The sequence below is a fragment of the Blastococcus sp. LR1 genome (assembly GCF_020166105.1).
Lineage (GTDB): Bacteria > Actinomycetota > Actinomycetes > Mycobacteriales > Geodermatophilaceae > Blastococcus.
Genome location: NZ_JAIUJY010000003.1, coordinates 300,954 through 322,826, shown reverse-complemented (window position 1 = coordinate 322,826; position 21,873 = coordinate 300,954). Strand labels below are relative to the sequence as shown.

Sequence of the window (21,873 nt, the reverse complement as noted above, 5' to 3'; positions counted from 1 at the left end):
GGCCTCGTAGCGTCCGACCCGGAGGCCGCGCCACTCCCCTGGGCCGCGCCTCCCGCCGAGGGAGGACGACGTGACCGCACCGGATCCGGTCGAGGACCCGTCGGACCTGCAGGTGGTCTGCGAGACGGCCGGGACGCTCCTGGTCGTGCCGCCCGACACCTCGATCCTCGACGCGGCGCGGGAGGCCGGCCTGGACGTTCCCGCCCCGTGCGCCGACGGGCTCTGCGGAGCCTGCGAGACCTGGGTGCTCGAGGGCCGGCCCGACCACCGCGACGGGCTGCTCAGCGACGAGGAACGGACCTGGGGCGAGACCATGCTCATCTGCGTCTCGCGGGCCACGACACCGCTGGTGCTCGACCTGTGAGCGGGCGGACGAGGAGGGGCTGGACATGAGCGGAGCCGGTACGACGTACAGCCGGCCGGTGGACGGTTTCCGGCTGGCCTACGACCGCACCGGCGGCGGCCCGCCGGTCGTGCTGCTGCACGGCTGGCCGGGCGACCGCACCGACTACCGGCTGCTGGCGCCGCTGCTGACCGACGTCGCCGACGTCGTCGTCCCCGATCTGCGCGGCTTCGGGAACTCCGACCGGCACGCGGTCGAGCCGGAGGAGGGCTACTCCGCCGACGCGCAGGCGCGCAGCGTCGTCGGGCTCCTCCACGAGCTGGAGCTCGGGCCGGTCGTGCTGGCCGGGTACGACATCGGCAGCCGGATCGCCCAGACCGTGGCCCGGCTGGCTCCGGAGCGGGTACGCGCCCTCGTGGTCGCGCCGCCACTGCCGGGAGCCGGGGCGCGGCTGCTCGACCCGGCCGTCGTGACCGAGTTCTGGTACCAGAACCTGCACCGGAGCGGCCTGCCCGAGAAGCTGCTGGACGGCGACCGGAACGCCGTCCGCGGCTATCTGGAGCACTTCTGGACGCACTGGTCCGGGCCGTCGTTCACCCCGGCCGCCGCCGACCTGGACCGGCTCGCCGACGGCTACGCCCGGCCGGGTGCCTTCACCTCCTCGATCGGCTGGTACCGGGTCGGGCCAGGCATCCTGGTCCGGGGGCTGGCCGAGCAGCCACCCGCTCCGGAGGACCGGCTCGCCATCCCGACGCGCGTGCTCTGGCCCGAGCACGACCCGCTGTTCCCTTCGGCGTGGGCCGACCGGCTGGACGAGTTCTTCGCCGACGTCACGGTCACCCCGGTGCCGGGCGCGGGGCACTTCCTCCCGCTCGAGGCGCCGGAGGCGTTCGCCGCGGCCATCCGCGCAGCGCTCGACTGAGCCGGGCCGGGCCGGGTCAGGGATCCCGCAGGGCCCGTCCGATGCCCCGGGCTGCGGCCAGCAGCACCGGCACGGCCGAGGCGGCCCGGTCGTCGTTCGGCACGATCACCGACAGGGAGGCGACGACCTCGCCCAGGCCGTTCCGCACGGGAACCGCGATGCCCGCCGCGTCCTCGTGCACGTGCCCGGGCAGGAGTGCGTAGCCCTGCTGGCGCACCTGGACCAGCAGGCTCCGGAGCCGGGCCGGCGAGGTGACGGTGGCCGCCGTGCGGCCCTCCAGCGGCCGGGCGAGCACCCGTTCCTGCAGCTCCGGTGGGCCGTAGGCCAGCAGCACCACACCGGACGAGGAGATGTGCAGCGGCAGCCGGCCGGCGATCCGCGAGAAGTTGATGACGGCGTCCCGCGCCGACAGCCGCTCCAGGAAGATCACCTCGTCGCCGTCCCGGACCGCGAGCTGGGCGTGGTGGCCCACGACGGCGTGCAGGTCCTCGAGGAAGGGCAGCGCCGCGTCGCGCAGCGTCCGGGTCGGCGCGGCCCGGGAGGCCAGCTCCCACAGCCGCATGCCCACGCGCACGCTCCCGTCGGCGCCCCGGGTCAGGAGCCCCTCGTCGGCGAGCTGCCCCACCAGGCGGGAGGCGGTGGCGACGTGCAGCCCGGACCGCCGGGCGATCTCGGAGATCCGGAGCTCCGGGTCCTCGGCGGTGAAGGCGTCCAGCACCCGCACCGCCCGGGCGAGTGACGACTCCCCCGTCGCGGTGCGTGGCATGACGGGAAGTGTGCCCGACCGTCGAACCGCGAACAGTGTGCGCGGATGCGCCGTTTCGGGGGCCAGAACGGCGCATCCGCGCACACCGTCCGGCCAGCAGGCCGTCTCGTCCATTGAGAAGGTGTTTCCCAGGTCACAGCCGCGTGCTCCACGGTCAGCGCATGACCGCGATCTCCCCGGCACCAGCGGCAGGGGCCGCCGACGTCGCCACCCTGCGGGTCACCGGCAAGCAGCCGCAGGCCGACGGCGTGCTGACCCTGGAGCTCTCGTCACCCTCCGGCGGCCGGCTCCGCGACTGGACGCCCGGCGCGCACATCGACCTGGTGCTCCCGAACGGGCTGACCCGGCAGTACTCGCTCTGCGGCGACCGCCGGAACCCCGGCACCTACCGGGTCGGCGTGCTGCACGAACCGGAGAGCCGCGGCGGCTCGGCCTACGTGCACGAGCAGCTGCGGGTGGGCGACCTGGTGGGCGTGGGCGGCCCGCGCAACAACTTCCCGCTGGTGCCCTCGGCGCGGTACCTCTTCGTGGCCGGCGGCATCGGGATCACCCCGATCCTGCCGATGGTGGCGCAGGCCGAGCAGCTCGGCGCCGACTGGCGGCTCCTCTACGGCGGGCGCCGGCGCGACTCGATGGCCTTCCTCGACGAGCTGGCCGGCTACGGCGACCGGGTGCTGGTGCGGCCGGAGGACGAGTTCGGCCTGCTCGACCTGCCCGGCTTCGTGGGCGAGCCGCGCGCGGGCGTCCGCATCTACTCCTGTGGGCCCGCTCCGCTGCTCGCCGCGATGGAGCGGACGTGCGCCTACTGGCCGCCGTACAGCCTGCGCGTCGAGCGGTTCGTCGCCGACGACGCCGGGGCGCCGGCGCGGACCGCGCCGTTCGAGGTGGAGCTCGCCCGCACCGGCACCACGGTCACCGTGACGCCGGACGTCACGGTGCTGGAGGCGCTCAACCGCGTCGGGGTGGAGGTGCTCTCCTCCTGCCGCAGCGGCGTCTGCGGCACCTGCGAGACCACCGTGCTGGCCGGGCGGCCCGACCACCGCGACGCCCTGCTCGACGACGACGAACGGCAGGTCGGCGACTGCATGTACGTCTGCGTCTCCCGCTCGCGCGACGAGCGCCTCGTCCTCGACCTCTGAGTCCTCGACCTCTGAACTCCGGAAGGCTCCCCGTGACCGCTCCCGCGCGCCCCAGCAGCACCGTTCCGACCAGCGATGCGGACCCTTTCGGCTCCGAGGTGCTCGAGGACCCGCTCCCGATGCACGAGGCGTTGCGCGAGGCCGGGCCGGTCGTGCTCCTCGAGCGGTACGACACCTTCGCGCTGGCCCGCTACGACGACGTGCACGCGGCGCTGGTCAACTGGCAGGAGTTCGAGTCCTCGGCCGGGGTCGGCCTGTCGAACTTCCGGTACGAGGAGCCGTGGCGCCCGCCCAGCATCCTGCTCGAGGCCGACCCGCCCCGGCACGACGCCCCGCGCCGGGTGCTGCAGAAGGTGCTCGACCCCCGGGCGCTGCGCCGGCTGCGGGAGGACTGGGCCGCCGACGCCGACGCCCTGGTCGACGAGGTGCTGGCGCGCGGCACCACCTTCGACGCCGCGAAGGACCTCGGGGCGGTGTTCCCCCTGCGGGTGTTCCCCGACGCCGTCGGCATTCCACAGCCCGGGCGGGAGAAGCTGCTGCCCTACGGCGACCACGCGTTCAACGCGTTCGGCCCGGCCAACGACCTGGTCGCCAAGGGTGCGCCCCGGGTGGCCGAGCTCTCCGGCTGGGTGAACGAGCAGTGCCGGCGGGAGGTGCTGGCCCCGACCGGCTTCGGCGCCGACATCTGGGCCGCCAGCGACCGGGGCGAGATCACCCCCGAGCAGGCGCCGCTCGCCGTCCGCTCGCTGCTGACCGCCGGCGTCGACACCACCGTGCACGGCATCTCCGCGATCCTCTACGCCTTCGCCACCCACCCCGACCAGTGGCAGCGGCTGCGCGCCGAGCCGGCGCTGGCCCGCGTCGCCTTCGACGAGGCGGTGCGCTGGGAGTCGCCGGTGCAGACCTTCTTCCGGACCGCGACCACCGACGTCCGGATCGGCGACGTCGTCGTCCCCGAAGGGCGCAAGGTGCTGATGTTCCTGGCCGCGGCCAACCGGGATCCGCGGCGCTGGGCCGACCCCGACCGCTTCGACCTCGCGCGCGATCCGTCGGGGCACGTCGGCTTCGGCATGGGCATCCACCAGTGCGTCGGCCAGCACGTCGCCCGCCTGGAGGCGGTGTCCATCGTGACGGCGCTGGCCCGGCGGGTCCGCTCGATCGAACTCGACGGCCCGACCGTCCGGCACCACAACAACACCCTGCGGGCGCTGGAGAGCGTTCCGGTGCGGGTCACCCTCGACTGAGCTCCGTCCGACGAAAGGTGCGTCCTGTGACGTCCGAGTCCCTCGCCTCCGCCCTCGCCCGGGCCGGCAGCCCGGTCGAGCTCCTCCGCAACCTGAGCTTCCCGCCGAGCACCTTCCCGGTGCGGCCGGAGTTCACCAACTGGCGCTCCGAGCAGCGGTCGTGGGTGGAGAGCTGCGCGCTGCTGGACCACTCCCACCACATGACCGATCTGTTCGTCTCCGGTCCCGACGCGCTCCGGCTGTTCAGCGACGTCGGCGTCAACAGCTTCGCGAACTTCGGCGTCGGCAAGGCCAAGCAGTTCGTCGCGGTGGACCCGGAGGGCCACCTGATCGGCGACGCCATCCTCTTCCACCTCGAGAACGAACTGTTCGACCTCGTCGGCCACCCGATGGTTCTCGACTGGGTCACCTTCCACCTCGAGCGCGGCGACTACACGGCCAGCGCGGAGCGCGACGACAACTCCGCGGTGCGCAGGTCCGGGCCGCCCCGGCTCTACCGGTACGAACTGCAGGGCCCGACCGCGGCAGGCCTGATCGAGCAGGTGAGCGGCGCACCGCTCCCGGACGTGCGGTTCTTCTCCATGGCCGAGTTCACCATCGCCGGTCGCCGGGTCCGCGGCCTCCGCCATGGCATGGCCGGGCAGCCCGGCTTCGAGCTCTTCGGCCCCTGGGAGGACGGCGAAGCCGTGCTCGCGGCGCTGCTGGAGGCCGGCGAGGACCACGGGCTCGTGCGCGTCGGCGCCAAGGCCTATTCGACGGCCAACCTCGAGTCCGGATGGGTGCCCGCCCCGGTGACCGCGCTGTTCTCCGACGACCCGCTGATGAAGGAGTACCGGGAGTGGCTCCCGGTCACGAAGGTCGGGTCGATCGGCGGCAGCATGGACTCCGAGGACATCCGCGACTGGTGCCTGACCCCCTACGAGGTCGGCTACGGCAAGACCGTGAAGTTCGACCACGAGTTCATCGGCCGCGAGGCGCTCGAGCGGAGAGCGCAGGAGCCCTCGCGCACCAAGGTGACGCTGGTGTGGAACGCCGACGACGTCACCGCGGCGATGGGGTCGCTGCTCGCGCCGGGCCCCGGCGCCAAGTACATCGAGCTGCCCAAGGCCCGGTACGCCACCCACCACGAGGACAAGGTGCTGGTGGACGGCCGACCGGTCGGGATCTCCCTGGACTGCGGCTACCTCGCCAACGAGCGGGCGATGGTCTCCCTCGCCGTCGTCGAGGCGGAACTCGCCGAGCCCGGCACCGAGGTGACGGTGCTCTGGGGCGAGCAGCCGGTCTCGGCGAAGCCGGCGGTCGAGGAGCACAGCCAGGTGGAGATCCGGGCCGTCGTGGCCCCGGTCCCCTTCGTGGACTTCGCCCGCGAGAACTACCGGGCCCGCTGAGCAGCCGGCCGGGCCCACGACAGATGACGTAGGCCGCCCGGGCGGCATCGGCGAGGTCGCGGTGACATCGCGCCGATCCCCCGGCGCGGCGCGATCCTTAGCGTGGACGTGAGCCAGCACACGATCTTCTGGAGGGCACTGCCGCATGAGCACGTTCGTCCTCGTGCACGGGGCCTGGCACGGCGGCTGGTGCTGGGACCGCGTGGCGCGCCCGCTGCGCGACGCCGGCCACGACGTCCACGCCCCGACCCTGACCGGGCTGTCGGAGCGGGCGCACCTGCTCTCCCCGCTGGTCGGGCTGGACACCCACGTCGAGGACGTCGTCCGGCTGATCGACACCTTCGCGCTGACCGACGTCGTCCTCGTCGGGCACAGCTACGCCGGCCAGATCGTCACCGCCGTCGCCGACCGCCGTCCGGACACGGTGGCGCGGCGCGTCTACCTCGATGCCTTCGTCGGCGCCGACGGCGAGGCCGCCCGGGACCTGCTGCCGGAGACCGTCGAGCACCACTGGGCCGAGTCGGCCGCGGAGCAGGGGTTCGGCTGGCTCGTCGCGGTCCGCAAGCTCTCCGTGCTGGGCGTGACCGAGCAGGCCGACGTCGACTGGCTGCTGCCGAAGCTCACGCCGCACCCCTGGAAGACCTACACCGACGCCCTGCGGCTGACCGGTGCCGTCGATCGGGTGCCGGCCGCCTTCATCGAGTGCGTGGACTGGATGCGGGTCTTCGCCGGCCAGGCCGACCGGGCCCGCGAGCGCGGCTGGCCGGTGCACGAGCTCGCCACCGGCCACGAGGCCATGGTCACCGCCGCGCCGGAGCTGGCCGAACTGCTGGACCGCCTGGCGAACGAGAAGGGTGCCTGAGATGGAGTTCCTCGTCCGGTCGGAGAACCGGCTGCCCGTCGACACCCCCGCCGAGCGCCGCGAGGAGCTGCGGGCCGGCGAGCGCAAGCGGGCCATGGAGCTGCGTGCCGAGGGCGTGCTGAAGCGGCTGTGGCGCGTTCCCGGCCGCAACGCCACGATCGGTCTGTACGAGGCCGAGGACCCGGCCGCCCTGCACGACGCCCTCATGTCCCTGCCGATGGCCCCCTGGCTCGACGTGCACGTCGAGGCGCTGGCGACCCATCCGCAGGAGCGGACCACGTGACCACTGCGACCGCGCCCACCACCGAGGGGACCCCGATGAGCACACCCGAGACCGGCGGCCGGCTGAACGTGCCCGGGACGCCGATCTTCGACGGGCAGACCAGCCGGCGCGGACTGCGTCTGAACAAGATGCTCATGAGCTTCCGCGCAGCGGAGAACCGCGACCGGTTCTCCGACGACGAGGCCGCCTACTGCACGGAGTTCGGGCTCGCCCCCGAGCAGACGCAGGCGGTCCTGGACCGCGACTGGACGGCGATGATCGACCTCGGCGGCAGCATCTTCTACGTCTACAAGCTGGCCATGATGGACGGCCGGTCGATGCAGTACCTCGGTGGTGTCTTCACCGGCATGACCGAGGAGGAGTTCCAGGCAGAGCTGCGAGCAGGGGGTCGCCGGGATGGCTGACGTGATCTGGGGTCTGGCGACGTCGCACGTGCCGTCGATCGGCGCGGCCATGGACCGCGGCAAGACCGAGGACCCGAACTGGAAGGACCTCTTCGACGGCTACGCCCCCGCCCGGGAGTGGCTCGCCGAGCACAAGCCGGACGTGGCGATCGTGGTCTACAACGACCACGCCAACGGCCTGGACCTGGACATCATCCCGACCTTCGGGATCGGCACCGCGGACAGCTACACGGTCGCGGACGAGGGCTACGGCCCCCGGCAGGTGCCCGACGTCATCGGCGACCCGGACCTGTCGCTGCACCTGCTGGAGAGCCTGGTCGACGAGGGCTTCGACCTCACCGTCTTCCAGGAGCTCGAGGTCGACCACGGGCTGACCGTGCCCCTCTCGGTGTGGACCCCGGACCCGGGCGACGCCTGGCCGTGCCCCGTGGTGCCGATCCTGGTCAACGTCATCCAGTACCCGCAGCCCACCGCGTCCCGCTGCTACGCCCTGGGCCAGGCGCTCGGCCGGGCGATCTCCTCCTACCGCGACGACGTCACCGTCGGCATCCTCGGCACCGGCGGCATGTCCCACCAGCTCGCGGGCTCCCGGGCCGGCTTCATCAACCCCGAGTTCGACGCCATGTGGCTGGAGAAGATCCAGACCGATCCCGCGGCGCTGGCCGCGCTCAGCCGCGAGGAGCTCATCCGTCAGGCGGGCTCCGAGGGGATCGAGCTGATCATGTGGCTGATCATGCGCGGGGCGATGAACCCGCAGGTCACCAAGGTGCACTCGCACTACTTCCTGCCGGCGTCCAACACCGCCGCCGGCATCGCGCTCCTGGACAACCGCCCCGCCTGAGCGCGGGCGACCCTCCCCTACGAGAGAAGGCACCGTGAACCGCGCTCTCAACGTCCGCGACGCGAGCACCCGCGCCGCGCTGCTGACGACCTTCGAGCACCTCGGGTACGAGGTCATCCCGTTCAAGAAGACCCAGGAGCAGGTGCTGCAGCACGTGCCCCGGGAGGTCCCGCTGACGGTGACCGCCTCGCCGGCCAAGGGCCAGGACGTGACCATCGACCTCGCCGTCGCCCTGGCCGCCGCCGGGTACTCGGTGGCGCCGCACTTCTCCGCCCAGCAGGTCCGGGACCGCTCCCACCTCGCCGACCTGGTCGCCCGCTGCCGCGAGGCCGGGATCACCGGGGCGTTCGTGGTCGGCGGTGACCCGACCGAGGTGCCGACGGAGTTCAAGGACGCGCACGCCCTGCTGGTGGCCCTGCACGAGCTCGACCACGGCTTCACCGACATCGGCATCGGCGGGCACCCCGAGGGCCACCCCTCGGTCAGCGAGGACGTCCTCTTCCAGGCGCTCGCGGACAAGGCGCCGCTCGCCACCCACATCACCACCCAGATCGTGTTCGACCCCGCTGTGATCCTGCGCTGGGCCCGCGAGCTCAAGCGGCGCGGGATCGACCTCCCGGTGCACGTCGGCGTCCCGGGCTCGGTCAGCCGGCAGAAGCTGCTCCGCGTCTCCGGCGGCCTGGGGATCGGGGAGTCGGCGAAGTTCCTGAAGAAGCAGCAGACGCTGCTCTGGCGGTTCTTCGTCCCCGGCGGCTACGACCCCACGAAGATCATCAAGGGCCTGGCGCCGCACCTGGGCAAGCCGGACAACTCCCTCGCCGGCTTCCACGTCTTCACGTTCAACGACCTGGAGCCCACCGAGGAGTGGCGGGTCCGCACGCTGCGCGGCCTGGCCGGATGACCGCCCGGGTCATCGACGGCAAGGCCGTCGCGCGCGAGGTCCGGGACGAGGTCGCCTCGGGGGTGCAGCGGCTCCTCGCCGCCGGCGGCACCGCGCCCGGGCTGGCGACGGTGCTGGTCGGGGACGACCCGGCGTCGGAGGTCTACGTCCGCAACAAGCGCCGGCTCAGCGTCGAGGCCGGCATGGTCGACCTGCACCGGCACCTGCCCGGCGACGTCGACCAGGCGACCCTCGAGGCGCTGCTCGACGAGCTGGCCGCCGACCCGGCGGTCTCCGGCATCCTGCTCCAGCTGCCGGTGCCGAAGCACCTGGATGCGGACGCCCTCGTCGCCCGCATCCCGGCTGAGAAGGACGTCGACGGGCTCACGACGCTCAACGCCGGCCTGCTCGCCCAGGGCCGGCCGGGACTCCGGCCCTGCACCCCGGCCGGGGTGCTGCGGCTGCTCGACGAGTACGACGTCGCCCTGTCCGGGGTCGAGGCGGTCGTCGTCGGCCGGTCCCCGCTGGTCGGCAAGCCGATGGCGCAGCTGCTGCTCGGCCGGCACGCGACGCTGACCACCTGCCACTCCCGCACGAAGGACGTCGCCGAGGTCTGCCGCCGCGCCGACGTGCTGGTCGTCGCCGCCGGGATCCCGGGTCTGATCGGCGCCGACGCCGTGAAGCCCGGCGCCACCGTCATCGACGTCGGCATCCACCGCGGCGAGAACGGGCTGGTCGGCGACGTCCGGTACGACGAGGTGGCCGAGGTCGCCGGGCTGCTCACCCCGGTGCCCGGCGGCGTCGGTCCCATGACCATCGCCATGCTGCTGGCCAACACCCTGACCGCGGCGATCGCCCAGCAGGGGCTGCTCGAGGAACTGGGCGGCTGATGCCCGGGCCGTGGGCGCGGTTCGACGACCTCCGGGCGGGGACGGCGTTGCGCTGCCCTCCGCCCCGGGAGGTGCTGACCGCGACCCGGCCGGACGAGGTCGCCGGCGTGCTGCAGGCGGTGCACGACGCGACCGAGGCCGGCAGTTGGGCCTACGGCTACGTGGCCTACGAGGCGGCGTCCGGGCTCGACCCGCGCCTGCCCGGCGGGAGCACCGCGCCGGGCGAGCCGCCGCTGGTGTGGTTCGGGCTCTGCGACGAGCCGGTGCCGGTGGCTCCGGTCGTCTCCCCCGCCGCCGCCGGCGGCGCCGCCTGGCTGCCCGACTGGTCTGATCGGGAGCACGCCGACGGAGTCGCCACCGTTCGCGAGGCGATCGCCGCCGGGGAGACCTATCAGTGCAACCTCACCGACCGGCTGCGGTCGTCGGTCGCGGGCGATCCGGAGGAGCTCTACGCGCGGCTGGCGCTGGCCCAGCGCGGCGCGCACAACGCCTACCTGGACCTGGGGCGGCACGTCGTCGCCAGCGCCAGCCCGGAGCTGTTCTTCGAGTGGGCCGGGGACGAGGTGCGCACCCGACCGATGAAGGGCACGGCCACCCGCGGGCGCACCACGGCCGAGGACCGCGAGCAGTCCTCGGCACTGCTCTCCAGCGCCAAGGAACGCGCGGAGAACCTCATGATCGTGGACCTGCTGCGCAACGACCTGGGCCGGATCGCCGAGGTCGGGAGCGTGCGGGTGGACGAGCTCTTCGCGCTGGAGCGCTACCCGACCGTCTGGCAGCTGACCTCGGAGATCTCCGCACGGGTGCGGCCGGGCACAGGGCTGCTGGAGCTCTTCCGGGCGCTCTTCCCCTGCGGCTCGGTCACGGGGGCACCCAAGCAGCGGACGATGGAGCTGATCGCCGAGCTGGAGCCGAGCCCGCGGGGCGTCTACTGCGGCGCCGTCGGGCTCGTCGCGCCGCCGTCGGCGCCGTTCCGCGCCCGGTTCAACGTCGCCATCCGCACCGTGGTCCTGGACCGCTCGACCGGGCGGGCCGTCTACGGGGCCGGCGGGGGCATCACCTGGGACTCCGACGCCGGGCGCGAGCTGGCCGAGCTGCACGCCAAGGCCGCGGTCCTCACCCACGACGTCACCGAGCACCAGCTGCTGGAGACCCTGGCCTTCGACCCCGTCGACGGTCCGCGCAACCTGGACCAGCACCTGGCCCGGATGGCCGACTCCGCGGCGTGGTCGGACTTCCGCTGCGATCCCGACGAGATCCGGAGCGCCGTCGAGCGCGCGTTGGCCGGCCGGGCCGAGCCAGCACGGATCCGCGTCCTGCTCTCCCGCGACGGCGCCGTCGACGTCGAGCTTCATCCGCTGCCCGGCACGGGCACGGCCCCGGTGCGGCTGGCGCTGGACGACGAGCCGGTCGACCCCGGCGACCCCTGGTTGCAGCACAAGACGACCCGGCGCGACGTCTACGTCTCCGCCGCGCTGCGGCATCCGGGGGCCGACGACGTCGTGCTGGTCAACACCCGCGGCGAGGTCACCGAGACGACGATCGCCACCGTGGCCGTGCGGCTGGACGGGCGGTGGTGGACGCCGCCGACCGCAGCGGGCTGCCTGCCCGGGGTCGAACGGGGACGCCTGCTCGACCTGGGCCTGCTCTCCGAACGCGTGCTGCGGCCGGCGGATCTCCTCGCCGCCGAGGAGATCGCCGTCGTGAGCTCGCTGCGCGGATGGCGATCGGCGACCCTCGTCGTGCACCAGCCGCCCGGACCCGCCCTGCAGCCCACGCCCTGAGCCACTCCCCCGACGCCCCTCCCCACCGAGACTGCGAACCGGAGCCATGGACACCAACCCCGATCTGCCCCGCCAGACCATGGGCGAGTTCCTCGGCGAGCTCGCCGCGCGGCTGTCCGCCCCCGGCGCCGGCGCGGCAGCGGCGATCGAGGCGGCGCTGGCCGCGTCGCTGGTCGCCATGGTCGGCCGGTTCACCACCGAGGAGCAGCACGCGGAGCTCGTCGGCGGGATCGTGGCCGCCGCGGACACCGGACGTGACGCCGCACTCGAGGCGGCCGCCGCCGACGAGAAGGCGTTCTCCGCCGTCGCCGCGGCGATGAAGCTGCCCCGGGACACCGACGAGCAGAAGGAGACCCGCCGCCGGTCCATGGCCGAGGCCCAGCTCGACGCGGCGCGACCGCCGCGCGCGATCCTCGGGATCGCCGCCGACCTGGTGTCGCTGGCCGAGCGGATCCTCCCGGTGGCCAACCGCAACCTGGTGAGCGACGTCGCCGCCGCGACCGCCGCCGCCCGCGCGGCCGCGACGACCGCGCTGCTGGCCGTCGAGACCAACCTCGCCGGCATGGACGACGACGGGGCGGCCGCCGACCTCGCCGCCGCGACGGCCGCGGCCGACGACCTCACGCGCCGGGCCGATGCGGTCGAGGCCGACGTGCGGAAGGTCCTGCGCGGATGAGCGCGGCCCTGCTGCCGGCCGGAACCGGGGTGGCCCTCCCCCGCTCGGACCGGTGCTCCGTCATGGGCATCCTCAACGTCACGCCCGATTCCTTCTCCGACGGCGGCCGCTACGCCTCGACCGACGCCGCCGTGGCGCACGGGCTCGCGATGGTGGCCGCGGGTGCGGACTCCGTCGACGTCGGCGGGGAGTCCACCCGGCCCGGCGCCGGGCGGGTGGAGCCGGCGGAGGAGCTCCGCCGCGTCCTGCCGGTCGTCGCCGGGCTCGCGAGCGCCGGGGTGGCGGTCAGCATCGACACCACCCGCGCGGTCGTGGCGACGGCCGCCCTCGAGGCCGGCGCGGTGCTCGTCAACGACGTGAGCGGTGGCCTCGCCGACCCCGACATGGCGCGCGTGGTGGCCGACGCCGGCGTTCCGTGGGTGCTCATGCACTGGCGGGGCTCCAGCCGGGACATGTACGCCGGTGCCGCCTACCGGGACGTCGTCGGCGAGGTGCGCCGGGAGCTGTGCGCCCGCGTGGACGCCGCGCTGGCGGCCGGCGTCGCCGCCGACCGGGTGGTCGTCGACCCCGGTCTCGGCTTCGCCAAGCGCCCGGAGCACGACCTCGCCCTCCTCGCCGGGCTGGCCGACGTCGTCTCGCTGGGCTTCCCGGTGCTGGTGGGAGCCTCGCGCAAGCGGTTCCTCGGCACGGTGCTCGCCCGCCCGGACGGCTCGGTGCCGCCGGCCGCCGAGCGCGACGGCGCCACCGCGGCCACCACCGTGCTCGCCGCCGCCGCGGGCGCGTGGGGTGTGCGGGTGCACGACGTCGCCGGGAGCGCCGACGCCGTGCGCGTCGTCGCCGCCGCGCGGGGATGCTGGGCTCCGGGCCCGGACGAGACTTCGGCGCACGCGGCGCCGGACGGGATGCCACTGCGCGTCCCGCCAGCAACGGAAGACACAGAGAGGTGGCGATCCGTATGACCAGCACGGTCAGCACGACGGCTCCGGTGACGACGGGGCTCTACATCGGCGGGGAGGCGCGGTCCGCGGCGCAGACCATGGACGTGTTCGACCCGGCCCGCCCGGATGTCGTCGTGGGTACCGCGGCGGCGGCGTCGAAGGACGACGTCGCGGACGCCGTGGCCGCGGCGAAGGGCGCGTTCCCGGCGTGGGCGGCGCTGTCCGCCACGGAGCGCGCGGCGCAGATGGCGGCGGCCATCGAGGGGATCGCCGAGGACCGCGACGAGGACGCCCGCGTGCTCTCGCTGGAGAACGGCAAGATCCGCATGGAGGCCTGGATCGACGCCCTGGTCTTCGACATCCGGTGGCAGCTCGCGCTCTCCATCGCCGACCAGGTCGACGGCACCACGGTGCTGCCGCCCGCTCCCGGCATCCCGGTCGAGACCACCGTGGGCTACCAGCCGCTCGGCGTCGTGACGCTCATCGTGCCGTTCAACTGGCCGATCGCGATCCTCGGCGCAGCGCTCCCGCACGCGCTGCTGGCGGGCAACACCGCCATCGTCAAGCCGCCGCCGACCACGCCGCTGGCGATCACCCGCCTGGTGCAGCGCGTGGCCGAGAAGCTCCCCGCCGGCGTCCTCAACGTCGTCACCGGCAAGGACAGCGAGATGGCGGGGCTCATCGACAACCCCGACGTCGCCAAGGTCTGCTTCACCGGCAGCGTCAACGGCGGCAAGCGGATGATGGAGATGGCGTCGCGCAACCTCACCCGGGTGACCCTGGAGCTGGGCGGCAACGACGCGGCGATCTTCCGCGAGGACGCGATCCTCGACGACGAGCACCTCGACCGGCTGTTCGGCGGCATCTTCGACACCACCGGCCAGATCTGCATGGCGGCCAAGCGGCTGTACGTGCACCGGTCCCGCATGGACGAGCTCGTGGCCGGGCTCTCCGCGCGGCTGGAGAAGGTCGTCCTCGGCCACGGCCTGGCCGAGGGCACCACGATGGGCCCGCTGCACCAGAGCGCCCAGAAGGCGTTCGTCTCCGAGATCATCGAGGAGGCGAAGGCCGCCGGCGCGACGGTGCTGGAGTTCGGCGAGCTGCCGGACGGCGAGTTCGCCGAGGGCAACTTCCTGCGCCCGGCGATCGTCGTCGACCCCGACCCGTCGCTGCGCGTCGTGACCCAGGAGCAGTTCGGCCCGGTGATCCCGGTCCTGCCGTACGACGACGACGACGAGGCGGTGCGCCTGGCCAACGACACGTGGGGCGGGCTCTGCGGCTCGGTCTGGACGGCGGACACCGCCGCGGCCAACCGGATCGGCGGACAGCTGGCGTGCGGCTACGTCTGGGTCAACGACCACGGCGCCACGCGGCTGGACCTGCGTGCTCCGTTCGGCGGCATGAAGCAGTCCGGCATGGGCCGCGAGCAGGGCATCGAGGGCGTGCGGGCCTTCCAGGACACGCGGTCGATCGCGCACCTGGACGCCGCGGCGCTGGCTGCCTCCGCCCACTGAGCCAGGCAGCGCACTGAGCTGCGCCGGGCCGGCGGGGTGCTCCCCCGCCGGCCCGGTCCTCAGCCGGCGGGCGGTTCGAGCGGCTGCCAACCACCGGACGGCGTGACGACGGCGGTCACCGGCCGGTCGTGCACCTCGCGGGGCACCTCGTCCAGACGCTCGTCGTCGAACACCACGGTGACCAGTACCGCGTCGGGCCGGGCGTAGGCGAGGGCGCGGTCGTAGTAGCCGCCGCCCCGGCCGAGCCGGATGCCGGCGCGGTCCACTGCCAGGGCCGGGACGACGACGGCGTCAGCGCCGCTCAGCGCCGTCGCACCCAGGCGCGGGCCGACCGGCTGGGCGAGCCCGTACCGGCCGATCTCGAGCTCGCCGGTGTGCTCTCCCCAGTCCAGCACCCGGCCGGTCGGCGGGATGACGGGCAGCAGCACCCGCGCGCCCAGCGCCGCGTACGCATCGGGCAGCCGGCCGTGCCCGGGCTCCTCGGGGTCGGGGACGAACGCCGCCAGCGTGCCGATCCCGGCGAGCCCGGAGACGAGCGCCGTCGCGACGGCGTCGGCCGCGGCCGCGCGGTCGGCCGCGGTCCGCGCCCGTCGCCGGGACAGCAGGAGTTCGCGGAGGGCGGTCTTGGCCAGGGCCGGGTCGCCCGCTTCGGTCACTCCCGCAGCCTAGGGCCGGCTCCCGGACGGCGACTTCTCCCGGTGCCCCGCTGAACGACCCGAGGTGTGCCCCGTCGCGTGTCGCGGATGCCGCAGTGTGGGCGTCGGTGCCGCGCTGCGGCGCGGCAGTCGTGCCCATACCGCGGCTCTCAGGCCCGCCGGGGTCCGGCCTCGCCACGGGCAACCTCCCCAGGCCCGTGTCGGCATCCGGGCAGGTGGGGGTAGCGTTCGCCTCAGTAAGGGCTGCCTAACCACGGGCGCCGGAACGGAGCACCCATGACCGAGCCACGACGCACCGGCGACGGACGACCGCCGCGCAAGCGCACCCCGCGCATCGGCGAGGTGGTCCGCACCTCCCGGATCACTCCGCACATGATCCGGGTGGTCCTGGGCGGCGAGGGCCTCGCCGGCTTCCCCTCCGGCGGGCTGACCGACCGCTACGTGAAGCTGCTGTTCCCACCGGTGGGCGCCACCTACGGCGTCCCCTACGACGTCGAGCAGATCCGCGCCGAGCTGCCCTCGGACCAGTGGCCGGTCACCCGGACCTACACCGTCCGCGCCTGGGACGCCGCGGCCGGCGAGCTGACCATCGACTTCGTGCACCACGGCGACGAGGGCCTGGCCGGGCCGTGGGCGGCCGCCGCGCAACCCGGCGACCTCATCCAGTTCATGGGCCCCGGCGGCGCCTACTCGCCGCGCCCCGACGCCGACTGGCACCTGCTGGCCGGGGACGAGGCGGCGCTTCCGGCGATCGCGGCCACTCTGGAGCAGTTCCCCGCCGGTGCCCGGGCCCTGGTGTTCGTCGAGGTGGCCGGTCCCGAGGAGGAGCAGGCCGACGTCGTCGCCGCGCCGGGGGTCGACCTGCGCTGGGTGCACCGGGGCGACGGCTTCCCCGGTGACGCGCTGGTCGCAGCGGTCACCGCCACCCCGCTGCCCGAGGGCCGGGGCCACCTCTTCGTGCACGGCGAGGCCTTCGCCGTCCGGACCCTGCGCGGGCACCTGCGCGACCGGTGCGGCCTGGACGCCGAGTGGACCTCGCTCTCCGGCTACTGGCGCCGAGGCGACACCGAGGACCGGTGGCAGGCCTCGAAGCAGGAGTGGAACGCCGCGATCGAGGCCGAGGAGACCGCCGTTCCGTCCTGACCGCGGCCCGCGGTCCCCGGCGGCGGCGCCCTCGCCCTCGGCGAGCACCCGGGGACTGCGAGTTCCTCATGCCGGGCCGGTCGCACGCCGCCGGGTGGCACCCGTCGGGTCGTCGCGCCGAACCGTGCGATCCGGTGCAGTCTCATCCCTGCCGGTCGCTGGGGCCGTCCAGATCAGCGGCCCGGTGCGGGGAGGTGGCGTGCGGCGGCTGCGGTGGAGCCTCGAGCGGACGGCGCAGGTCGTCGCGTGCGCGCACCCTCGCCTACGGCCTGTCGCTCGTGCCCGGCGTGCGCCGCGAGCCCGGGTACGTGCCGCTCCTGGACGGCTGGTTGAACGCGCTCACCGACGCCTCGATCATCGTGGTGCTGCTCAGCCCGCCGGTGCCGGCCGGGGAGATCCCCACCCTCGTCGCCCGTGCGGCCCGGCCGGTCGCGGCCGACGCACGCCGCTGACCGGGGCCGGTCAGCCCAGCAGGCGGCGCACGGTCCGGATCGGCGAGTGCACCCACCACCGGGCCAGGTGCAGCCCGAGGTTCCAGAGGTCCGCCCACTCCGGCGGTCGGGTCGTCGGCGGGCGGACGGCCGCCGGCTCCGGAGCCGACGCGGTCGGCTCGACCGGCTCGGGGATCTCGACCCGCTCGGGGACCTCGGGCTGCTCGGGCTGCTCGGGAAGCTCCAGCTGCCGCGGGACGAGCAGGTCGATCGGCGAACGACGACGCTGATCGCGCAGCGAGGCGAACGACGGGATCGACGGCGCCATCGGGGACTCCTGGTCCTCGACCCGGCGCGCCGCCCGCGAGGCCGGCGGCAGGGTGCCCACCGGCTCCGGGACGACGGCCCGGATGGCCGCGACCATGCCGGCGCCCAGCCCCGGTACGGCGGCCAGCTCGGCGCGGGTCAGCGCGGCCAGGTCGTCGACGGCGGTGATCCCCGCCCTGGTCAGCGCGGAGACCGCGCGGCCGGGCAGGCCGAGCTCGTGGACGGTCTGGACGTGTTCGGTCCCGGACGACTTCCTCGGCATGACGCCCGACGCTAGTCGCCCGGGACCGGCGTCACGCGCGCCCCTGGGTCCCCGCGGCCCCGGAGAGCGCCGACCCCAGCTCCGAGCAGAGCTCCGCGAGGGCCTGCGGAGCGCTGCGGCAGAGCTTCGGGAACGCCAGGTAGCCGTGCGGCATCCCGACGTAGGTCGTCGTCCGCACCGGGACGCGGGCCGACTCCAGGGCTGCGGCGTAGCGCAGCCCGTCGTCGCGGATCGGGTCGTGCTCGGCCACCTGGATCAGCGCCGCCGGGAGGCCGCTGTGATCTGGCGCCAGCAACGGCGAGACGTACGGGTCGGCCCGGTCCTGGACCCCCAGGTAGTGGTCGCGGTAGGCGACCATGTCGGCCCGGGTGAGGATCGGCGCCTCGGCGTTCTCCGCGACCGACGGGCTGCCGAAGGTCAGGTCGGTCGCCGGGTAGAGCAGCGCCTGGAACGCGATGCCCGGCCCCGAGCGGTCCCGCGCCATCAGGGTCGCGACGGCCGCCAGGTTGCCCCCGGCGCTGTCGCCCATGACCGCGACGCGGTTCGGATCCGCGCTCCACTCACCCGCTCGCGCGACGACGTCGACCAGCGCCGCGTAGCAGTCCTCCGCCGCGGCCGGCCAGGGGTGCGCCGGGGCGAGCCGGTAGTCGACCGAGACGACGACCGCACGCGCCGTCGCGGCCACGTTGCTGCACAGCCAGTCGGACTGGTCGCGGGAGCCGACCACCCAGCCGCCGCCGTGGAAGTTGACCACCAGCGGCAGGGTCTCCCCCGCCGCGCCGGCCGGGCGGTAGACGCGGACGGCCCGCGGTCCCACCGCCCCTGCGGCGACGGCGTCGGTGAGCTCGGCCCCGGGTGCGACCCCGCCCAGGAGCAGGTCGGTCACCGGGTTGTGGCCCGGCGACCGGCCCTGAGTCCGCGCGAGCTTCGCCGCGTCCATCGTGGCGACGGAGGTGAGCCCGAGCAGCCGGCCCAGCAGCCGCACCCGGAGGTCGAGCCTCGTCATGCCAGCGGAGTCATGCCAGCGGAGTCATGTCAGCGGACCAGGGTGCCGAGGTCGACCGGCAGCTGGATGCCGGTGACGTGCCGGGCCTCGTCGGAGGCGAGCCAGGCGACGGCGTTGGCGATGTCCTCGGGCTGCGACACCGGGTCCGGCAGCGCCTGCATCAGGATCGGCGCCAGCGTGGTCGAGTGCTGACCGGCCAGCTCCATCATCTCCAGCGGCATCATCCCGGTGGCCACGCCGTGCGGGTGCACGGTGTTGACCCGGATGTTGTGCTGCCCCAGTTCGTTGGCCATGGTCTTCGCCAGCCCGACGACGCCGTGCTTGCTGGCCGCGTAGTCGGCGAGGAACGGCAGCCCGCGCAGGCCCGCCACCGAGCTGATGATGATGATCGAGCCGCCGGTGCCCTGTTCCAGCAGCACCGGCACGGTGGCCTTGGCCGTGAAGAAGGTGCCGGTGAGGTTGACGTCGATCGTCTCGCGCCACTTCTCGACCGGGATTTCCCAGGACATCGAGCCCGAGCAGATCCCGGCGTTGGCGACGACGACGTCGAGCCGCCCGAACTCCGAGACGCCGTCCTTCACCACGGCCATCTGCCCGTCGAGGTCCCGGACGTCGACCTTGCGGGCGAGGATCCGCCGTCCCTGGGCCTCGACCAGCCGGGTGGTCTCGTCGAGGTCGGCCTCGGTGGGCCCGTCGTAGGAGGTCGTCTCGGCCTTCACGCAGTTGTCGATGGCGATGATGTCGGCGCCCTCGGCCGCGAGCCGCACCGCGTGCGCGCGGCCCTGACCGCGGGCGGCACCGGTGATGTAGGCGACCTTGCCGCCGAGACGTCCGGACGTGCTGGTGCTCACAGCATCTCTCCTGTGGTGAGGGGCCCGGCACGCGGTCGCGCGCCGGAGGGATGGGGGTGCAGGTCAGGCGGAGCGGCGGGCCATGTGCCTGGCGGCGCGCAGCCCGAACACCGTGGCCGGGCCGATCGTGGAACCCGGTCCGGGGTAGGTGCGGCCCATGACCGACGCCGAGTTGTTGCCGGCCGAGTAGAGGCCCTCGATGACCGAGCCGTCCTCGCGCAGCGCGCGGCCGTCGGCGTCGGTGACCACACCGCCCTTGGTGCCGAGGTCGCCGATCACCACCTGGTGGGCGGTGAACGGGCCCTTCGTCAGCGGGCCCAGGTTCGGGTTGGGGCGCACCGTCGGGTCGGCGTAGTAGCGGTCGTAGGCGGAGTTGCCGCGGCCGAAGTCGCCGTCGACCCCGGAGCGGGCGAACCCGTTGAACCGCTCGACGGTGGCCGGGAGCCGGGGCGCGCCGAGCTTCGCGGCCAGTTCCTCGATGGTGTCGGCCTTCACCAGCATCCCCGCCTCCCGCCTCGCCTTGTTCGCGCGCGGGTCCAGGGCGTAGGTGCGCAGGTAGCGGTGGGCGTGGCGGGCGTCGGCGACCAGCCAGTACCGGCCGTCCTTGTCGTGGTCGAGCATGTGGTGCCCGAGGTCGACGTAGGACTCCGACTCGTTGGCGAACCGGTCACCAGTGGCGTCGACCATGATCGAGAACGGCATCGAGCGCTCGCCGACGATGAAGCCCGGGGCGGTGCCGGGCACCGGCGCCACCGAGGCACCCCACCACGCGTCGTCCATCAGCTCCAGTGCGGCGCCGGCTCGCTGCGCGATCTCGATGGGCCCACCCACGTTCGCGGGGTTCCCGGAGGGGGTGCCATCGATGCCGTGGTGCTTCTGCCGCCAGTCACGGTTGTGGTCGAACCCGCCACCGGAGAGCATCACCCCGCGGGTGGCCCGGATACGGAGCTCCCGACCGTCCCGACGGATGCGCACGCCGACCACGCGGTCGCCGTCGAGGATCAGGTCCTCCAGCGGCGCGTTCAGCCAGAGCGGCACCTCGCGCTCGACCAGCAGGGCCTTGCCGAACGACGTCGCCAGGGCGACGCCGATGCCGACCAGCCGCTGCCCGCGGACCAGACCGCCGAGCGCGCGGAAGACGAACCGGGCGCCGCGCACGAACCCACCGGGGGTGGACCAGGCGCGGCCCAGCAGCCAGACGTCATCGGTCTTGGCCGGGAGGGGGACGGCGTTGCGCAACGTGCGCCACCACTCCCCCAGCGGCCTGGAGTCCAGCGGCCTGATCTCGATCCCGCGGCCGATCTTCCCGCCGGGCAGCTCGGGGTAGTAGTCCGGATAGTCCTTGGCCCGCACGAAGGTCATGCCGAACTTCTCCGCCGTCGTCACGAAGTCTGCGATGCCGTCGACGAAGGCCTCCTTCCGCTCTCGCGAGCTGGATACGCCCTCGTCGCCGACGGTCGCCTCGAGGTAGGCCAGCGCCTCCTCGCGGGAGTCGCGCACCCCGGCGCGCTGCATGAGGGGGTTGTTCGGCATCCAGAGGCCGCCGCCGGACATCGCGGTGCTGCCGCCCCACTTGTCGGAGCCCTCCACCAGCAGGACGCTCAGCCCCTCGTCGACGGCGCCGAGAGCCGTGGCGAAGCCGGCGCCACCGCTGCCGATGACCACCACGTCGTAGGTCTCGTCGAACTGCTCGTGCCGGCCGGGTGCCACAGCGACCTCCTCGAGGAACCGGACAGGGCTGTCCGGTTCGCTACGGTGTGAGCATGACCACAACGGGCGGGCGCGTCAACCGTGGCCCCGCCGCGGCGTCGGACAACCGGCAGGCGATCCTGCGGGCGGCCCGACGGGTCATGGCCGAGCGCGGCTACCGGGTCCCGCTGAGCGCCATCGCGCGAGAGGCAGGTGTCGGCCAGGGGGTGCTCTACCGCCACTTCCCGACGCGGCTGGACCTGGCGTTCGCGGTGTTCGAGCAGAACTTCGCCGACCTCGAGGCTGCCATCGTGCCGGCGGACGGCGAGGCGCTCGGCCGGCTGTGGCGCGAGATGGTGGCGCAGGCGCTCGGAACGACGGCCTTCGTCGAGATGGTCATCGAGGCGCGGCGCAACCTGCCCGACTACGACGGGCAGGACCGCCTGCTGGCACTCATCGAGCAGGTGCTGCCGGCTGCCCGGGCGGCCGGCCGGGTCGACGCCGGGCTGGCTCCGGCGGACGTCGCGCTGGCCTGGCGGATGGTGCTCGGCGTCGTCCTCACCGCTCCCGACCCGGACACGGCGCGCGCCGCGGTCGACCGGGCGTGCGCCCTGCTCCCCCTGCCCTGAGGAAC

24 protein-coding genes are annotated in these 21,873 nt (G+C 74.1%); 18 read left to right on the top strand and 6 right to left on the bottom strand.

Translation table 11 applies throughout. The features are described 5' to 3' along the window. Positions 1–70: 70 nt before the first annotated feature. Both LBW97_RS10295 and LBW97_RS10290 read left to right on the top strand, forming a co-directional pair. Entirely contained in the window at positions 71–364 is a 294-nt protein-coding gene (locus tag LBW97_RS10295; RefSeq protein ID WP_308010452.1) for a 2Fe-2S iron-sulfur cluster binding domain-containing protein, read from the top strand. A 25-nt stretch (positions 365–389) separates the two neighbouring features. Next, positions 390–1,265, top strand: coding sequence for an alpha/beta fold hydrolase (locus tag LBW97_RS10290; protein ID WP_224499333.1), 876 nt, complete (start codon positions 390–392; stop codon positions 1,263–1,265). A 16-nt stretch (positions 1,266–1,281) separates the two neighbouring features. Here LBW97_RS10290 and LBW97_RS10285 read toward each other — a convergent pair whose 3' ends face one another. Continuing rightward, complete coding sequence (locus LBW97_RS10285; protein ID WP_224499332.1) at positions 1,282–2,031, bottom strand: IclR family transcriptional regulator; 750 nt, start codon at positions 2,029–2,031, stop codon at positions 1,282–1,284. 161 nt (positions 2,032–2,192) lie between these two features. Between LBW97_RS10285 and LBW97_RS10280 the strand changes: the two genes are divergently transcribed. The 13 genes from LBW97_RS10280 (at position 2,193) to LBW97_RS10220 (ending at position 14,874) form a co-directional block, all read left to right on the top strand. Beyond that, the gene (locus LBW97_RS10280; RefSeq protein WP_224499331.1) at positions 2,193–3,170 is read left to right on the top strand and encodes a PDR/VanB family oxidoreductase; all 978 of its coding nucleotides are present in this window, start codon (positions 2,193–2,195) and stop codon (positions 3,168–3,170) included. 32 nt (positions 3,171–3,202) lie between these two features. Continuing rightward, positions 3,203–4,414, top strand: a complete 1,212-nt coding sequence (locus LBW97_RS10275; protein WP_224499330.1) for a cytochrome P450 — start codon at positions 3,203–3,205, stop codon at positions 4,412–4,414. Positions 4,415–4,440: 26 nt separating this feature from the next. Continuing rightward, on the top strand, positions 4,441–5,802 hold the full coding sequence (locus LBW97_RS10270; RefSeq protein ID WP_224499329.1) for an aminomethyl transferase family protein: 1,362 nt from the start codon (positions 4,441–4,443) through the stop codon (positions 5,800–5,802). A 145-nt stretch (positions 5,803–5,947) separates the two neighbouring features. Next, positions 5,948–6,664, top strand: a complete 717-nt coding sequence (locus LBW97_RS10265; RefSeq protein WP_224499328.1) for an alpha/beta fold hydrolase — start codon at positions 5,948–5,950, stop codon at positions 6,662–6,664. Between the two features lies 1 nt (position 6,665). After that, positions 6,666–6,947 (top strand): muconolactone Delta-isomerase family protein, encoded by a 282-nt coding sequence (locus tag LBW97_RS10260; RefSeq protein WP_224499327.1) that lies wholly within the window; start codon positions 6,666–6,668, stop codon positions 6,945–6,947. Further along, on the top strand, positions 6,944–7,351 hold the full coding sequence (gene ligA, locus LBW97_RS10255; protein WP_224499326.1) for a protocatechuate 4,5-dioxygenase subunit alpha: 408 nt from the start codon (positions 6,944–6,946) through the stop codon (positions 7,349–7,351). Before LBW97_RS10260 ends, ligA begins: the two co-directional genes overlap by 4 nt. Then, a complete protein-coding gene (locus tag LBW97_RS10250; RefSeq protein WP_224499325.1) occupies positions 7,344–8,192 on the top strand; it encodes a class III extradiol dioxygenase subunit beta in 849 nt (282 codons plus the stop codon). The genes ligA and LBW97_RS10250 overlap by 8 nt, the downstream gene beginning before the upstream one ends. 34 nt (positions 8,193–8,226) lie before the next feature. Further along, positions 8,227–9,093, top strand: a complete 867-nt coding sequence (locus LBW97_RS10245) for a methylenetetrahydrofolate reductase (RefSeq protein WP_224499324.1) — start codon at positions 8,227–8,229, stop codon at positions 9,091–9,093. After that, the gene (gene folD, locus LBW97_RS10240) at positions 9,090–9,962 is read left to right on the top strand and encodes a bifunctional methylenetetrahydrofolate dehydrogenase/methenyltetrahydrofolate cyclohydrolase FolD (protein ID WP_224499323.1); all 873 of its coding nucleotides are present in this window, start codon (positions 9,090–9,092) and stop codon (positions 9,960–9,962) included. Before LBW97_RS10245 ends, folD begins: the two co-directional genes overlap by 4 nt. Further along, positions 9,962–11,746 (top strand): aminodeoxychorismate synthase component I, encoded by a 1,785-nt coding sequence (gene pabB, locus LBW97_RS10235; protein WP_224499322.1) that lies wholly within the window; start codon positions 9,962–9,964, stop codon positions 11,744–11,746. Before folD ends, pabB begins: the two co-directional genes overlap by 1 nt. Before the next feature lie 46 nt (positions 11,747–11,792). Further along, on the top strand, positions 11,793–12,422 hold the full coding sequence (locus LBW97_RS10230) for a cyclodeaminase/cyclohydrolase family protein (RefSeq protein ID WP_224499321.1): 630 nt from the start codon (positions 11,793–11,795) through the stop codon (positions 12,420–12,422). After that, entirely contained in the window at positions 12,419–13,381 is a 963-nt protein-coding gene (folP, locus tag LBW97_RS10225) for a dihydropteroate synthase (RefSeq protein WP_224499320.1), read from the top strand. Before LBW97_RS10230 ends, folP begins: the two co-directional genes overlap by 4 nt. Then, positions 13,378–14,874: an aldehyde dehydrogenase family protein gene (locus LBW97_RS10220; RefSeq protein ID WP_224499319.1), complete on the top strand. Its 1,497-nt coding sequence runs from the start codon at positions 13,378–13,380 to the stop codon at positions 14,872–14,874. Before folP ends, LBW97_RS10220 begins: the two co-directional genes overlap by 4 nt. A 59-nt stretch (positions 14,875–14,933) precedes the next feature. Here the strand turns inward: LBW97_RS10220 and LBW97_RS10215 are convergent, their stop codons facing one another. Next, positions 14,934–15,530, bottom strand: coding sequence for a 5-formyltetrahydrofolate cyclo-ligase (locus LBW97_RS10215; protein ID WP_224499318.1), 597 nt, complete (start codon positions 15,528–15,530; stop codon positions 14,934–14,936). A gap of 276 nt (positions 15,531–15,806) precedes the next feature. Here LBW97_RS10215 and LBW97_RS10210 point away from each other — a divergent pair, with 276 nt between their 5' ends. After that, positions 15,807–16,673 carry a siderophore-interacting protein gene (locus LBW97_RS10210; protein WP_224499317.1) on the top strand — a complete coding sequence of 289 codons (867 nt, stop codon included), beginning with the start codon at positions 15,807–15,809 and terminating at the stop codon, positions 16,671–16,673. Positions 16,674–16,951: 278 nt separating this feature from the next. Continuing rightward, a complete protein-coding gene (locus LBW97_RS10205) occupies positions 16,952–17,125 on the top strand; it encodes a hypothetical protein (RefSeq protein ID WP_224499316.1) in 174 nt (57 codons plus the stop codon). Positions 17,126–17,135: 10 nt separating this feature from the next. Here the strand turns inward: LBW97_RS10205 and LBW97_RS10200 are convergent, their stop codons facing one another. The 4 genes from LBW97_RS10200 to LBW97_RS10185 all read right to left on the bottom strand — a co-directional run bounded on the left by LBW97_RS10200 (position 17,136) and on the right by LBW97_RS10185 (position 21,260). Beyond that, positions 17,136–17,693, bottom strand: a complete 558-nt coding sequence (locus LBW97_RS10200) for a helix-hairpin-helix domain-containing protein (RefSeq protein WP_224499315.1) — start codon at positions 17,691–17,693, stop codon at positions 17,136–17,138. A gap of 31 nt (positions 17,694–17,724) precedes the next feature. Further along, positions 17,725–18,699 (bottom strand): alpha/beta hydrolase, encoded by a 975-nt coding sequence (locus LBW97_RS10195; protein ID WP_224499314.1) that lies wholly within the window; start codon positions 18,697–18,699, stop codon positions 17,725–17,727. 29 nt (positions 18,700–18,728) lie between these two features. Further along, positions 18,729–19,550: a mycofactocin-coupled SDR family oxidoreductase gene (locus LBW97_RS10190; protein ID WP_224499313.1), complete on the bottom strand. Its 822-nt coding sequence runs from the start codon at positions 19,548–19,550 to the stop codon at positions 18,729–18,731. Between the two features lie 63 nt (positions 19,551–19,613). Beyond that, positions 19,614–21,260, bottom strand: a complete 1,647-nt coding sequence (locus LBW97_RS10185; RefSeq protein WP_224499312.1) for an FAD-binding protein — start codon at positions 21,258–21,260, stop codon at positions 19,614–19,616. 53 nt (positions 21,261–21,313) lie between these two features. On the opposite strand from LBW97_RS10185, the gene LBW97_RS10180 reads away from it, so the two are divergent. Beyond that, positions 21,314–21,868, top strand: a complete 555-nt coding sequence (locus tag LBW97_RS10180; RefSeq protein ID WP_224499311.1) for a TetR/AcrR family transcriptional regulator — start codon at positions 21,314–21,316, stop codon at positions 21,866–21,868. The last annotated feature ends 5 nt before the right edge of the window (positions 21,869–21,873 follow it).

Excerpts from the sequence above, each read along its gene's own strand:
- LBW97_RS10290 (WP_224499333.1), top strand. The coding sequence starts at position 390 with ATGAGCGGAGCCGGTACGACGTACAGCCGGCCGGTGGACGGTTTCCGG.
- LBW97_RS10285 (WP_224499332.1), bottom strand. The coding sequence starts at position 2,031 with ATGCCACGCACCGCGACGGGGGAGTCGTCACTCGCCCGGGCGGTGCGG.
- LBW97_RS10280 (WP_224499331.1), top strand. The coding sequence starts at position 2,193 with ATGACCGCGATCTCCCCGGCACCAGCGGCAGGGGCCGCCGACGTCGCC.
- LBW97_RS10265 (WP_224499328.1), top strand. The coding sequence starts at position 5,948 with ATGAGCACGTTCGTCCTCGTGCACGGGGCCTGGCACGGCGGCTGGTGC.
- LBW97_RS10260 (WP_224499327.1), top strand. The coding sequence starts at position 6,666 with ATGGAGTTCCTCGTCCGGTCGGAGAACCGGCTGCCCGTCGACACCCCC.
- LBW97_RS10250 (WP_224499325.1), top strand. The coding sequence starts at position 7,344 with ATGGCTGACGTGATCTGGGGTCTGGCGACGTCGCACGTGCCGTCGATC.
- folD (WP_224499323.1), top strand. The coding sequence starts at position 9,090 with ATGACCGCCCGGGTCATCGACGGCAAGGCCGTCGCGCGCGAGGTCCGG.
- pabB (WP_224499322.1), top strand. The coding sequence starts at position 9,962 with ATGCCCGGGCCGTGGGCGCGGTTCGACGACCTCCGGGCGGGGACGGCG.
- LBW97_RS10230 (WP_224499321.1), top strand. The coding sequence starts at position 11,793 with ATGGACACCAACCCCGATCTGCCCCGCCAGACCATGGGCGAGTTCCTC.
- folP (WP_224499320.1), top strand. The coding sequence starts at position 12,419 with ATGAGCGCGGCCCTGCTGCCGGCCGGAACCGGGGTGGCCCTCCCCCGC.
- LBW97_RS10220 (WP_224499319.1), top strand. The coding sequence starts at position 13,378 with ATGACCAGCACGGTCAGCACGACGGCTCCGGTGACGACGGGGCTCTAC.
- LBW97_RS10210 (WP_224499317.1), top strand. The coding sequence starts at position 15,807 with ATGACCGAGCCACGACGCACCGGCGACGGACGACCGCCGCGCAAGCGC.
- LBW97_RS10200 (WP_224499315.1), bottom strand. The coding sequence starts at position 17,693 with ATGCCGAGGAAGTCGTCCGGGACCGAACACGTCCAGACCGTCCACGAG.
- LBW97_RS10195 (WP_224499314.1), bottom strand. The coding sequence starts at position 18,699 with ATGACGAGGCTCGACCTCCGGGTGCGGCTGCTGGGCCGGCTGCTCGGG.
- LBW97_RS10180 (WP_224499311.1), top strand. The coding sequence starts at position 21,314 with ATGACCACAACGGGCGGGCGCGTCAACCGTGGCCCCGCCGCGGCGTCG.